Source organism: Paraburkholderia graminis C4D1M (assembly GCF_000172415.1).
GTDB lineage: Bacteria > Pseudomonadota > Gammaproteobacteria > Burkholderiales > Burkholderiaceae > Paraburkholderia > Paraburkholderia graminis.
Map to the genome: position 1 here is coordinate 150370 of NZ_ABLD01000006.1, position 13734 is coordinate 164103.

Annotated in this window: 11 protein-coding genes and 1 pseudogene; 3 read left to right on the plus strand and 9 right to left on the minus strand. The window is 64.9% G+C overall.

Annotated features, from left to right (window positions below; translation table 11 throughout):
- Window positions 1–97: 97 nt before the first annotated feature.
- From BGRAMDRAFT_RS34985 to BGRAMDRAFT_RS12965, 7 genes and pseudogenes are all read right to left on the minus strand, one after another.
- Window positions 98–250, minus strand: coding sequence for a hypothetical protein (locus BGRAMDRAFT_RS34985; RefSeq protein ID WP_006049197.1), 153 nt, complete (start codon window positions 248–250; stop codon window positions 98–100).
- A gap of 165 nt (window positions 251–415) precedes the next feature.
- A complete protein-coding gene (locus tag BGRAMDRAFT_RS12940; RefSeq protein WP_006049198.1) occupies window positions 416–1120 on the minus strand; it encodes a PIG-L family deacetylase in 705 nt (234 codons plus the stop codon).
- A 248-nt stretch (window positions 1121–1368) separates the two neighbouring features.
- The gene (locus BGRAMDRAFT_RS12945; protein WP_006049199.1) at window positions 1369–3180 is read right to left on the minus strand and encodes a DUF4130 domain-containing protein; all 1812 of its coding nucleotides are present in this window, start codon (window positions 3178–3180) and stop codon (window positions 1369–1371) included.
- A 382-nt stretch (window positions 3181–3562) separates the two neighbouring features.
- A pseudogene (locus BGRAMDRAFT_RS12950) lies at window positions 3563–4163 on the minus strand (nucleotidyltransferase family protein).
- Between the two features lie 75 nt (window positions 4164–4238).
- On the minus strand, window positions 4239–6461 hold the full coding sequence (locus BGRAMDRAFT_RS12955; protein ID WP_006049201.1) for a xanthine dehydrogenase family protein molybdopterin-binding subunit: 2223 nt from the start codon (window positions 6459–6461) through the stop codon (window positions 4239–4241).
- The gene (locus BGRAMDRAFT_RS12960) at window positions 6458–7459 is read right to left on the minus strand and encodes an FAD binding domain-containing protein (protein WP_006049202.1); all 1002 of its coding nucleotides are present in this window, start codon (window positions 7457–7459) and stop codon (window positions 6458–6460) included. Before BGRAMDRAFT_RS12960 ends, BGRAMDRAFT_RS12955 begins: the two co-directional genes overlap by 4 nt.
- A 13-nt stretch (window positions 7460–7472) precedes the next feature.
- Window positions 7473–8231, minus strand: a complete 759-nt coding sequence (locus BGRAMDRAFT_RS12965; RefSeq protein ID WP_006049203.1) for a 2Fe-2S iron-sulfur cluster-binding protein — start codon at window positions 8229–8231, stop codon at window positions 7473–7475.
- Between the two features lie 155 nt (window positions 8232–8386).
- Here BGRAMDRAFT_RS12965 and BGRAMDRAFT_RS12970 point away from each other — a divergent pair, with 155 nt between their 5' ends.
- From BGRAMDRAFT_RS12970 to BGRAMDRAFT_RS12980, 3 genes are all read left to right on the plus strand, one after another.
- Window positions 8387–10486 (plus strand): D-(-)-3-hydroxybutyrate oligomer hydrolase, encoded by a 2100-nt coding sequence (locus BGRAMDRAFT_RS12970; protein WP_006049204.1) that lies wholly within the window; start codon window positions 8387–8389, stop codon window positions 10484–10486.
- A gap of 125 nt (window positions 10487–10611) precedes the next feature.
- Window positions 10612–10857, plus strand: coding sequence for a hypothetical protein (locus tag BGRAMDRAFT_RS12975; protein ID WP_006049205.1), 246 nt, complete (start codon window positions 10612–10614; stop codon window positions 10855–10857).
- Between the two features lie 23 nt (window positions 10858–10880).
- Window positions 10881–11687 (plus strand): exodeoxyribonuclease III, encoded by an 807-nt coding sequence (locus BGRAMDRAFT_RS12980; protein ID WP_006049206.1) that lies wholly within the window; start codon window positions 10881–10883, stop codon window positions 11685–11687.
- On the opposite strand, the gene motB is transcribed toward BGRAMDRAFT_RS12980, so the two are convergent.
- Window positions 11684–12670, minus strand: coding sequence for a flagellar motor protein MotB (motB, locus tag BGRAMDRAFT_RS12985; RefSeq protein ID WP_006049207.1), 987 nt, complete (start codon window positions 12668–12670; stop codon window positions 11684–11686). The two genes, BGRAMDRAFT_RS12980 and motB, sit on opposite strands and share 4 nt — an antisense overlap.
- Window positions 12670–13554: a flagellar motor stator protein MotA gene (gene motA / locus BGRAMDRAFT_RS12990; protein ID WP_006049208.1), complete on the minus strand. Its 885-nt coding sequence runs from the start codon at window positions 13552–13554 to the stop codon at window positions 12670–12672. The genes motB and motA overlap by 1 nt, the downstream gene beginning before the upstream one ends.
- Window positions 13555–13734 lie beyond the last annotated feature (180 nt).

Genomic DNA, 13734 nt, shown 5'->3' on the forward strand with positions numbered 1-13734 from the left:
CGGGTGTGCCGCCGTGCCGCCGTCGCATGCCCGCATGTCGTGTGCGGTTTATGCAGGCGGCTGTCGGTTCGCGGCTGATTTGCTAACGCTTCGCGGCTCACACCGGGTCTTTGTCGGGCGGTCCTTCGGGGCGCTGTGGTTCGTCGTTGTGATGACCGGGCGACGGCGGTGTCAGCGGATCGCCTTCCGGGTCGCGCGTCGGGTCGGCGTTGGGATCGGGGATCGGGCTCGTATGCATGTCGTAGCTCATTGCATCACCTGTGGTTGAGAGTTGTGCGATAGCGCGACGGCGCGTGCGGTTCACTTCAAGGGTAGGCGGTTTTGCTGTCGGGCGGGATTTCGCGGCGGCGCTTTTTGTCCGCGCTTTCGCCTGCGTTTTTGCCTACGCTTCCCGCTGTGTTTTTCACGCGTTCCGCTACCTTTTCACGCGACGGCCCACGCTCAGTTGCCAGTAGCGCTCGGTGGCGAACACGTCGTCGTAATTGCCCGGCCCGAACGCCCGCAACTGACTCTGGTATGCGTGAACGGCTTCGCGCTTGATCTGCGCGCGCCGCTGCATGTCGATCGTGTGGCCGGCGCTCGGATTGGCCGGCGTCGCCACGATGCCGCGCTGCGCCAGATCAGCGAGGCGTGCCTGCACGACCCCCGGCGTGCGCCGGTGAATCGCTTCCTCATAACCGAACCAGGCGAGATGCGACAGCCGCGGCAGGATCTCGCAGCACGCTTCGAACACGCGCACGTGATCGTCGTGATACAGCCCGAGCGGCATCAGCAACGTGTTGGCCGTGGTTCGATAGATGGTTTCCTCGAGCGCGGCCGCCATTTTGCTGATGGACGGCGAATCGGAATACTGGCTTTCGCGAAACGGCATGCGCAGCGGAATGGCGTCGAGCAATTCGAGCGCGCGATTGTCTTCGAACGTGCGCTCGTGGATCGCCTCGTGGGCGTTGACGAAACCCGACTTTTCATCCCATTCGGTGTGCATCGTATGCTCGGGCGGCGCGGCGAATACCGTGCAGACCGCGGCGTCCGGATGCGCAGCGAGCAATGCGCCGCAACTGAAGACGGCGTCGTCGAAATGCGGTGACACGATGAACAGGCGCGGGCTGGTTTCGCTCATGGGCAGTCGGTGGTTTCGAACGCGTGCGCCGCTTCAACGACGGCGTAGCGTTGCGTGACAATCGCGGCGTCACATCAGCTTAGGCGGAATTGGAACGAGTTGCGCGGTTGATTCGCGGTCGGTTTGCGGTTCATTCGCGGTCGGTTCACTGTCGGTTCGCCGTTCTGCGGCGCTCATGCATAGCTACGAGTGTTTGCGCAAGCCATGTGCCTGTGCACGCCCGAGCGACGTCCTGGCTTAGGCGGTTGTCACCGACGCTCGGAAGCGTCGCCCGCCAGTCCCGCCGCCCACCTGAACGCAGTCGCGATTCTTGCGACGATGTCGTCGCGCAAACGCGGGTCGGCGGTCCTCAACGCATAGGCCGGATGCCAGGTCGGCACGATGATGCGCCCGCCATGACTGATCGTGCGCCCCGCATATTCCGACAGGTTGACGTGCGCGCCGGTCAGCGCTCTCAACGCCGTCGGGCCTAACGCGACGACCACCCGCGGCGCAAGCTGCGCGAGTTCTTTGTCGAGCCAATACTGACAGGCTTCCACCTCGCGTTGGGCGGGCGTGCGATGAATGCGCTCGCGGCCGACGATCTCCCACTTGTAATGCTTGACCGCATACGTCAGATAGAGCGCCGCGCGTTCGAGCCCGGCGCGGGCGAGCACGCTGTCGAGCAACTGACCGGCCGGTCCGGTGAAGGGCACGCCGTGCTGGTTTTCATACTCGCCAGGTTGCTCGCCGACGACCATGATTGGGGGACTGGCGGGGGTGGAACCTGCATGCGCATTGGCGTTGGCACTCACGCAGCCGCCCGCAGCCGCACCCGCAGCCGCACCCGCACCCGCACCCGCACCCGCACCCGCACCCGCACCCGCACCCGCACCCGCACCCGCACCCGCACCCGCACCCGCACCCGCACCCGCACCCGCACCGAGCACCGGCTGCTTCGCGTTGCGCCATAACGCGCAACGCCGGCACGTATCGAGCGGACCGGTGGGCTCGCGCAGCGGTGGCGTCAGCGCGGAATATCCCGCCGGCGGAGCAGCCGGTACGGTCACAACAGCGTTTTGTCCGCGACGACAGATGCGCTCGCGCGCGAGTTGCGCGGGCAACGGCGGCCCTTCGGGCGGGGCTCTCCAGTACCGAAGCGGCACCGGCGGCGTCTCGCCGCTGACGGCTTCCTCGTAGTAGCCGAGCCAGAGCGCTTCAGTGGACTCGCTGGTGACGGCTTCGCCCGACATTGCGTCTTCGGTCGGAACGTCGACGCTGTGCTCAGACACCGCCTGCGATATGTGCAGCAGCATGCCGTTCCAGAGCGCGGCGCCTCGTGGCGTGGCCAGCATCCATGTCGAGTAGCCCATGCGCGCCGCGAAGCGCTCGGCCGCGTACTCGAGCAGATCGTGATGCGGTTCGTACCAGCCGACGAACTCGGGCGGTCCCATCGACGGATCGCGTCTTCTGAACAAGGTCAGGTTCAGCATGTCCTCGGTTTCATGCTCGACGGCGCGCACGCGCTGATCGAGCAATGCGCCGTCGCTGTCGCCGAGGTCGAGGACTTCGCGTTCGCCGCGTGTCCAGCGCCAGAGGACTCGATAGAGCAGCGCCCAGCGGTCGGGCGCGCGGAAGCAGGCGGCCGCTTTCAGCCAGGCGAGTAGCTCGCGTGGGATGGCGGTTGTTGCCGCGAGGGTGCTTGATGCGTCCGGGGTTGCTGACGCGTGAGACGGGTGCGATGCGGCCGACGCGTGCGAGGCTTGCAACATGTCCGACGCATCCGACGCATCCGACGCATCCGACGCATCCGACACATCCGACGCATCCGACGCATCCGACGCATCCGGCGAACCCGACCCACCCGACCCACCCGACCCACCCGACCCACCCGACGCATCGGCAAGCGGCTGACTTAGCGTCGCGCCCGTGCCATTGCAACCGATGGCGCTCGCAGGCTCCGGCGCCGTCTTCGGGCACTCAATCCATTCGATCCGCTCCGGCTGCACGCCATGCCGCAACGACAAGCGTGCGGTGTCGCGCCAGGCGCTGAAAGACGGGTAAATGAAAATGCGATTCATGCGAAAGGGTTGCGGCCGGGGGCACGCGGCGAGCGGCAGCTAGCGGCGCGTTAAAATACTGTATGGATATACAGTATGCGCCCAAGCTTGGCGTCGACGCAAGCCTGCGGTTTGCTGCACGCCAAGGCTCACGGCCAGCGCACAGCGGGCAGGGGCCAACGCCCTGCGCCGAACGCGGAACACCAACGCCGTACGCCGTACGCCGTACGTCGCACGCCAAACGCCAAACGCCCAACGCCCAACGCCCAACGCCCAACGCCCAACGCCCAACGCCCAACGCCCAACGTCAACTGCCCGACCCCGCACACCCGCCCGACTCCACACTAACCCGCTTCTCGCCGGAACGACCGCTCAACGCCCAACCCACTCACCCCCAACCCACTCACCCCCCCACCCCCCGGCAAAATCCCCCCGGCGTATCCACATTCCCCGCCAAAACCCCCGCATCGTCGACATCCAGCCGCACCACACGCCCAAGACATCAGCAATGAACGCGCGCCGCTGTCCCCATCGAGCGACATCAGCGCCTCGCGATGCTCCGCGCCAAACCCCACCGGATGCCCACGCTGCCCTTCATAAAACGGCGCGACGATAGACGCCCCGCCGTCGAGCGTGCGCGCAACGGCTTCGATCGTCGAAGGCTGGATGCGCGGCATGTCGGCGAGCGCGACGATCCAGCCTTCGGCGTCGTCGCTGGCGTCGATGCCCGCGGCGAGGCTCGCGCCCATACCGCGTTCGGCGGCGGCCGCGAACACCACGTCGCAACCGGCCTCGTTCAGCAGACGCGCGAGCGCTTCGGCGCCCGGCCGCACCACGGCCAGCACCGTCGGCACGACCAGCAACAGCCGGCGCGCGGCTTCGTGGGCGAGCGGCGTGCCGTCGGGCAGTCGCGCGAGCAGCTTGTTTTGCACGCCCTGCGGATCGAAGCGCGAGCCGACGCCTGCGGCGAGCAAGATGCCAGTGGCAAGCGACGAGTAAGCCATGAGCGGGCACCGGAGAATGAAAGTGCCTCCGATTGTGCGGCGCAATGCAACCCGAGGCAAGCGCCCGCCATGCGTTCAGACGCGCGTCGGCTGCATCACCTTGTCGAGCGTCACCGGCAGATCGCGCACGCGCACACCGGTCGCGTGATACACCGCGTTCGCGAGCGCCGCGCACACGCCCGTAATGCCGATTTCGCCGATGCCGCGCACGCCGAGCGAATTGATATACGGGTCCGGCCGGTCGAGAAACGTGATGTCGAGCGAGCCGATGTCCGCGTTCACCGGCACGTGATATTCCGCGAGGTTCGCGTTCGTGAAGCGCCCATAGCGCGTGTCGAGCGACGACTCTTCCTGCAACGCCGCGCCCACGCCCCACACAATGCCGCCGAGCATCTGGCTGCGCGCCGTCTTCTCGTTGAGCACGCGCCCAACGTCATACACGGCGACGACGCGCGGCACGCGAATCGTGCCGAGGTCCGCATCCACGCGCACTTCGACGAACACCGCGCCGAACGAGTGAAACGAGTACTTCTGCTTTTCGTCGCCCGGTTTGACGGTGGACGTCGCCTCGATCGGCTTGCCGCCCGCACGCGCGATGATCGCCGCGGCCGGATCGCGCTTCGCCGGTTGCGAGCGGCTCGTCACCCAGCCGTTTTCCACGGTGATGTCGTCGGGCGCGATGCCGTGCACCGGCGACGCCGGGTCCGCCAACGCGAGCGCGATCAACTGCGCGCGCGCCGCGTTGGCGGCGTCCCGCACGGCCGGCGCAACGCTCGCCGCCGACTGCGATCCGCCCGACACCGGCGCCTTCGGCAGCGACGAATCGCCGAGCGCGAAGTGGATGTTCTCCGGCGCGAAGCCGAGCGCATCGGCGGCGACCTGGGTCATCACCGTGTAAGTGCCCGTGCCGATGTCCTGCGTGCCCGACGCCACCATCGCCGTGCCGTCCGGCAGGATTCGCGCGATCGCGCCGGCTTCGCTGCGATTGGCCGGATACGTGCATGTCGCCATGCCCATGCCGATCAGCGTGTTGCCGTCGCGCATCGAACGTGGCGTGGGATTGCGCCGCGACCAGCCGAATTTTTCCGCGCCGACCTGATAGCACTCGCGCAACGATTTGCCCGACCACGGCTTGTTTTCCTGCGGATCGGCTTCCGCGTAGTTCTTCAGGCGCAGTGCAAGCGGGTCCATCCTGAGCGCGACGGCCAACTCGTCCATTGCCGATTCGAGCGCGAACGAGCCGGTCGTCTCGCCGGGCGCGCGCATGAAGGTCGGCGTGCCGACGTTCAGCGGCACGAGCCGGTGCGTGGTCACCTGATTGGGCACCGCGTACAACATGCGCGTGACCATGCAGCAGGTCTCGGTCCAGTCTTCGATCATCGACGTATTCGAAATGCTGTCGTGACGTATCGCGGTGAGCGTGCCGTCGCGCCGCGCGGCCAGCACGAGGTGCTGTTCCGTGTGCGGGCGCGCGCCGACCGGACCGAACATCTGCGGCCGCTCGAGCACGAGCCGCACCGGACGTCCTGTCTGTTTCGCCGCCATCGCGCACAACGACACATGCGACCACGACGAGCCCTTGCACCCAAAGCCGCCGCCGACGAACGGCGAAATCACGCGCACGTCGCCGGGCGAAATGCCGAGCGTCTTCGCCACTGCCTGAGCTTCGCCGCTCACGCCTTGCGTCGAATCGTAGAGCGTGAGTTGCGGGCCGTCCCAACGCGCCATGGTCGCGTGCGGCTCCATCGGGTTGTGATGCTCGATCGGCGTCGTGTACGTCGCGTCGATATGCACGGCGGCGCTTCGCATGCCGTCGTCGAAACTGCCGCGCTGCGTATCCGTTTGACGTCCCTGCGGTTTGTCGGGCGCATGCGCGTTGGCCTTCGCCTGCGCAAAGTCGAGCGTGGCCGCGCTCGCCCGATACGTGATGTGCAACTGACGCGCGGCGTCGGTCGCATGCTCGAGCGTATCGGCGACGACCACCGCAACCGGCTCGTTGTTGTAATGCACTTCGTTGTCCTGCAACAGCGACAGCCGACGCCCCGCGGGCGGCGCCAATTGCGCCTTGCCGCCGTTCGGCAGACGCGGCGCGTTCTCATGCGTCATCACCAGCAACACGCCGGGCACGGCTTGCGCGCGGCTCGCATCGATCGATGCAATGGTGCCGCGTGCAATCGTGCTCGTGACGAGCACCGCATGCGCCAGACGCGCCTCCGGGAACTCCGCCGCATAGCGCGCTTCGCCGGTTACTTTCAGCAGACCGTCGGTACGGTCGAACGGTTGACCGATCAGATTCATGCGAGACCTCCCGGCCGGCCCGCTGCTTCGTTCACGGCGCGCACGATTGCGCGTTGCGCGAGCTGCACCTTGAAGCGGTTATCGCGCAGCGGCCTGGCATCGTTCAACGCGGCCGCAGCGGCGCGGTTCAGCGTGGCTTGCGTGAGCGGCTGGCCGTTCAGTAGCTGCTCGGCGGCACTTGCTCGCCAGGGCTTGTGCGCGACGCCGCCGAGTGCGATGCGCGCGGTCTGCACGCGCTCGCCATCCATCTGTAATGCGGCGGCGACCGACACCAATGCAAATGCGTAACTGGCGCGGTCACGCACTTTCAGATAATGCGAATGCCCGCTGAAAAGCGGTGGCGGAAGATCGACCGCGGTGATCAATTCGCCTGGGCGCAGCGTGGTATCGACATCGGGCCTGTCGCCCGGAAGCCGATGAAATTCCGCGATTGGAATGCTTCGTTCGCCAGTCGGCCCACTTACGCGCACGACAGCGTCGAGTGCCGCGAGCGCGACGCTCATATCCGACGGATTCACCGCGACGCACTGCGGACTCGCGCCGAGAATCGCGTGCATGCGGTTGTGGCCTTCGAGAGCCGCACAGCCGCTGCCCGGCGTGCGCTTGTTGCACTGTGAAAACGCGGTGTCGTAAAAGTAGCCGCAGCGCGTACGTTGCAGCAGATTTCCGCCGACGGTCGCCATATTGCGCAATTGCGCCGATGCGCCCGATAGAAACGCCTGCGAGAGCAGCGGATATTGTTCGCGCACCAGCGCATGATTCGCGGCATCGCTATTGCGCACCAGCGCGCCGATGCGGATGCCGCCGCCAGGCAACGTCGTGATGTCGTCGAGTCCGCCGATATGCGTGATGTCGATGAGCCGCACCGGCCGTTCGACACCGCCCTTCATCAGATCGAGCAGATTCGTGCCGCCGCCGATGAACACCGCGCCCGGTTGCTGCGCCGCTCGCACTGCGCCGGCGACATCGGCGGCGCGTTCGTAAGAGATCGCATCCATGCTCGTGCTTGCCTCACGCGTGATCGTGGTGGTCGTGGTGATCGTGGTCGACGTCGGCGGCGCTCGCGTTCTGGCCGCTGCCGTTATGCGCGGCGCGGATCGCGGCCACGATGTTCGCGTACGCGCCGCAACGGCAAATATTGCCGCTCATGCGCTCGCGAATTTCGTCGTCGGAAAGTTTGGTAGGACGTCTACGAATATCCGCGGTCACCACGCTCGCTGCGCCGTTGCGAAACTCTTCGAGCAGCGCAGTCGCCGAGCATAACTGTCCGGGCGTGCAGTAGCCGCACTGAAACGCATCGTGTTCGATGAACGCGCGTTGCAACGGGCTCAACGCGCCGTTGCTCGCGAGCCCTTCGACCGTGGTGATGGTCTCGCCTTCGTGCATCACGGCAAGCGTCAGGCATGAGTTGATGCGGCGTCCGTTAGCGATCACCGTGCACGCGCCGCATTGTCCGCGGTCGCAGCCTTTCTTCGTGCCCATCAGGCCCGCGTACTCGCGCAAGGCATCGAGCAGAGTGACGCGCGGCTCGAGTTGCAACGCATAACTGCGGCCATTCACGTTCAAGGTGACGGGCCGGGGCGGGACAGTTTGCGCAGTCCCTGCGGCCGGGGCGACGGGTGCTTGGGTTTGCGCGCGAAGGTGCGGTGCCGCACCGACAGTGGCCGCGGCTGCAGCCGATTGTAGAAAACGGCGCCGTGAAGGTTGACTCAAGGGCTCACGCAAGGCGGCTTCGTCACCCGAATGTTCACATTCGTTATCTCTTGCCATGACGGTCTATTGACTCCGCTGAAAGGTCAATGCAGGCTGACGATGCGTCGGTATCCGAGGCGTCGCGCTCAGAAGTTCAGCGTAGCAAATCCGGCGCGCTTGCGTGTACAACGGTTACGCAAAACGGTATTGCACAATAACGGAGACAAGCACAGATGACATCAGCCATTCGAAGCACGTCCACGCTTCCCATTGCAATCGTCGTCGCGCTCGCCATGAGCGCTTGCCACGGGGGCGACGACGACGGGCCGCCGCCACCGCAAACGAACACCTTGCCGAACTTCATCGTCGGCACGGTCAAGACGCAGTCTTATGACGGCAATAGTGACGACCTGCTGACGGCCGGACTCGGTAAAACTGGCCTTGCTTTAGCCACGGCGCCCACGATTGCGAACGCCGCGCAACCCACGGCCGCCGAACTGCGGCGGCTCGCGATCTGGTCGAACTATCGCGCGCTCGTCGATATGACGAGCAATGGCGGGTATGGACGCTTCTGGGGGCCCAATGTCGATCTGAACGGCAACGACACGCTCGGCGAAGGCAAGATCGCCGGCAAGGAATATCTGGCTTTCGCCGACGACGGCAGCGGTAAGCAGAACGTCAGCGTGCTCGTGCAGATTCCCGCAAGCTTCAACGCGGATCAACCGTGCATTGTCACGGCAACGTCATCGGGTTCGCGCGGTGTGTACGGCGCGATTTCCGCAGCGGGCGAGTGGGGCCTCAAGCGCGGCTGTGCGGTCGCGTACACCGACAAGGGCTCGGGCAACGGCGCACATGAACTGTCGACCAATCGCGTGACGCTGATCGACGGCACGTTGCAGGACGCGAACGCCGCGGGCAAGGCGAGTCTCTTCACAGCGAACCTCGGCAACACGGATCTCGCCACCTACAACACCCAGTTCCCGAACCGCTATGCGTTCAAGCACGCACACTCGCAGCAGAACCCGGAGCAGGACTGGGGCAAAGACACGTTGCAGGCGATCCAGTTCGCGTATTGGGCGCTCAACGATTCATACGGCACGTTGAACGGCTCGACCCGCACCGTGCGCTATAAACCGGGCAGCATTCTGACGATCGCGGCATCGGTGAGCAATGGCGGCGGTGCGTCGTTGGCGGCGGCGGAGCAGGACACTTCGGGCCTCATCACCGCGGTGGTGGTCGGCGAGCCGCAAATCAACATACGCGTGCCGTCGCAAGTGTCGGTGTCGCAAGGCGGCGTGCCCGTCGGCGCATTCGGCAAGCCGCTTGCCGATTACATGACGCTCGCGAACCTGCTAGAACCTTGCGCGGCGCTTGCGCCTGCCGCGACCGGGTCGCCGTATCTGACCGCGCTGCCGCTCGCGACCACCACCGCGATTCGCACCGCGCGATGCACGACGCTCGCGAACAATGGCGTGATCACCGGAGGCGACACCACGACGCAGGCGATCAACGCGCTCGCGCTTCTGCATCAGAACGGCTACCAGACCGACTCCGATCTGCTGCATGCGCCGATGTGGGATTCGCAAGCCGTGCCGGCGGTCGCGGTGACGTACGCGAACGCCTATGCCAAAGCGAGCGTGACCGACAACCTGTGCAACTTCAGCTTCGGCACGACGAGTTCGACGGGCGCGGCCGGCGTGACGCCCGCCGTCTCGCCGATGCTGACAGTGTTCGGCAACGGCAATGGTGTGCCGCCGACCAACGGTATCAACCTGGTCTACAACGCGGGCACGCTGGGCGCATTCGATCACCGGCTCGCCACGGTCGATGCAAGTTACGTCGGCGCTGCGTGTCTGCGCACGCTGTGGACCAACGGCACGTTGACCACGAATGTCGAAGCAGTCAGGGTGAATGCGAATCTGCATGGCAAGCCGGCCATCATCGTGCAAGGACGCGCCGATGCATTGGTGCCGATCAACCATGCTTCGCGGCCGTACGTGGCGACGAACCGGCTGGTCGAAGGCGGGGCGAGCAAGCTGTCGTTCTATGAAATCACGAACGGTCAGCACTTCGACGCGTTCCTCGGCGTGGCCGGTTTCGATACGCGCTTCGTGCCGCTGCATTACTACAACGTTCAGGCGCTCAACCTGATGTGGAGCCACCTGAAGAACGGCACGCCGCTGCCGCCTTCGCAAGTGGTTCACACGGTGCCGCGCGGCGGCACGCCGGGCGCGGCGCCTGCATTGACGACCGCGAACTTGCCGGCAATCGCGACGAGCCCTGGCGGCAATGCGATCACGGTCGCAAACGGCGCGGTGAACGTGCCAAACTGATGCGGGTCCACTCACTCGCGTGACGCGGCGCGGCCCCGCGTCGCGCGTGTGAGCGCCGCATTGAATCCGCAGCGGGTACGAGCGATGCTACGGGTGATCGGCATCAAGCGTTCAGAGGACAACCGATGCAGTTCGACTACAGGCATTTTCATATCGATTGCCGGGCACGCCATGCGGACGAAGGCGTCTACTACGCGCGCGCCAGAATCACGCATATCCCGCGGAAAAACGAGCATTTCCGTTCGCACGATTCCGGCGACATCGACGCCTTCTCGAACGAAGCGGATGCGATCTCGTGCGCGCGATCGTGGGCGATCGAATGGTGCGATGAAGCGGCGTCGCAAGTGTCGAGCGAGGCCTCGTCGGAATAACTTGCGTGCAGGGAGGACATACTGTGGCGACGCTGCGCATTGCGACGTTCAACATCAATGGAATCCGCTCGCGTCAGACCGCGTTGCTGCAATGGCTCGAGCGCGAGGCGCCGGACATTGTCTGTCTGCAGGAATTGAAGGCGGCGGACAGCGCGTTCCCCGCCGATGCCGTGCGCGACGCCGGATACCACGCGATCTGGCATGGCCAGAGCGCGTGGAACGGCGTGGCGATTCTGTCGAAGGGCGAAGCGCCGCTCGAAAGCCGCCGCGGCTTGCCGGGCTTCGAGGCCGACACGCATAGCCGCTATCTCGAAGTGGCCGTCGACGGATTGCTCGTGTGCTGTCTCTATCTGCCGAACGGGAATCCGCAGCCCGGTCCCAAGTTCGAATACAAGCTGAAGTGGTTCGACCATCTGATCGACCACGCGGCGAATCTGCTCAAGAGCGGGCATCCGGTCGTGCTGGCCGGCGACTTCAACGTCGTGCCCACCGATGAGGACATCTACAATCCGCGCTCATGGCTGAAAGACGCGCTACTGCAGCCGGAAAGCCGCGAACGTTATCGGCGCCTGCTCGCGCAAGGCTGGACAGATTCGTTGCGCACACACTTTGGCGACGAGCGCGTCTATACCTTCTGGGATTATTTTCGCCGTCATTGGGACACCAACTCGGGCTTGCGCATCGATCACATCTTGCTGAGCCCGGACCTCGCGCCGCGTTTGCGCGACGCGGGCGTGGATCGCTGGGTGCGCGGCGAGCCGCACGCGAGCGACCACGCGCCGACATGGGTCGAACTGGATATGAGCGCCCGGCGGCGCAAAACGCGTTAGCGAACGATCGTCGCGCCCGGTGCCGCATGCGTGCGCGCCGCGACTGCGGGAATCGCCGAACTGGCCGGCGTGCTTTCGTCAATCGACGTACGGCCGCCATCGTGGAAAAACGCCTGTTCCGCGGCCTTGTTCATCACGAGAATGCTGATGCGCCGGTTGGTCGGTTCGTCGACGACATTGCTGTTAAGCGGCAGCACGTCCGCGAGGCCGCGCACCTGCAATAACTTTTCGCCATGCATGCCGCCCGAAACGAGCGCGCGTCGCGCGGCGTTCGCGCGTTCTGACGACAACTCCCAGTTCGAATAGCCGACGGGGCCGCCGGTGTACGGCACGGCATCCGTATGGCCCGCGATTGAAATGCGGTTCTCGACGTCGTTGAGCGCCGCGCCGATCTGCGTGAGTATCGCGACAGCGTAAGTTTGCAGACGCGGACTGCCGGACGCGAACATCGGCCGGTTCTGCGAATCGACGATCTCGATGCGCAAGCCTTCGTTCGTGATCGAGATGCGGATCTGATCCTTGAACGCCTTTAGCGTTGGGCTTTGCTCGATCAGCGAAATGAGCTTTTCCTTCAGTTGCTGCAAGCGTGCCGCGTCCGCGGGCGCCACCGTCGGCACGACATTGACAGGCGTGGCTGCTTCAATCTGGGTCTTTTTGCCGTCGCCGGGACGCGTATCGGAGATGTCGCGTCCGCCGCCTTGCACCACGCTCGGCCGCGCGGCGGCCGTGCCTTCACTGCCGCCGAGCAGGCTCGAGAGCGGCGTGTTGAAGTAATCCTCGATGCCTTGCTTGTCGAACTTCGACGTGGAGCCGAGCAGCCACATGAGCAGGAAGAACGCCATCATCGCGGTGACGAAGTCGGCATACGCGATCTTCCATGCGCCGCCGTGATGGCCACCGTGGTCGTCGCCCTTCTTCGAGCGACGCACGATGATCGGCGGCGGCGCCTCGTCTTCCGAGCCGCGTGAACGTCGTTGCGTCATTACGCTGCTCCGCTTGCGGCCGGCTTCGGCGTCTTGGTGGCGCGCACCGCGTCGTCGAGTTCCTGGAAGCTCGGGCGGTCGGCGATGAACAGCACCTTGCGTCCGAATTCCACGGCGATGGGCGGCGCATAGCCGGACAACGACGCGAGCAGCACGGCCTTCACGCATTGAAACGGCTTGGCTTCGGCGCGGCCTTTCGCGTTCAGCAGATCGGCGAGCGGCCCGATAAAACCATACGCGAGAAGAATGCCGAGGAACGTGCCGACCAGCGCGCCGGCGATCATCTCGCCGAGCACCGCGGGCGGCGCGCCGACCGAACCCATCGTGTGGACCACGCCCATCACCGCGGCGACGATGCCGAATGCGGGCAGGCCGTCGGCCATCTTCTGAATCGCGTTCGCGGCCACCGACGCTTCCGCGTGATGCGTGGCCAGTTCTTCATCCATCAGGTCCTGCACTTCGAGCACGTTGACGTTGCCGCCCGACATCATGCGCAAATAGTCGACGATGAAATCGAGCAGATGATGATCGGAGAGCACATGCGGATACTTCTGGAAAATCACGCTTTCTTCGGGCGCGAAGACGTCGGCTTCGAGCGACATCATGCCTTCCTTGCGTGCTTTCTGAAGCAGCTCGTAAAGCAGCGCGATCAGTTCCAGATACTTTTCTTTCGTATAGCCGCCGCCCTTGAAGCATGACGGAATCGCCTTGAGCGTCTTCTTCAACGTCGAGGTCGGATTACTGACGACAAACGCGCCAATCGCCGCGCCGAAAATGCATAGCAATTCAAACGGTTGAATCAGCGCCGGCAAATGGCCGCCCACGCCAATGAAGCTCCCTATGACGGAGCCGATCACCAATAACCAGCCAATTGCGACAAACATATTCTCTCCGTTATCTTGCGCGCCGCACGTCGTCCCGAAAGACGTCCTTTTTCAAGGACGCTGCGTGCGTCACTGAATTTCCGCATGTACTGGTAAACGGCTCGAAAGGCTATTGCTGAAGTGTTCGAACGAGTCAAAGCGGAAAAATAGAAGCGCGCGTGAGTCGCGTATGCGGCATCG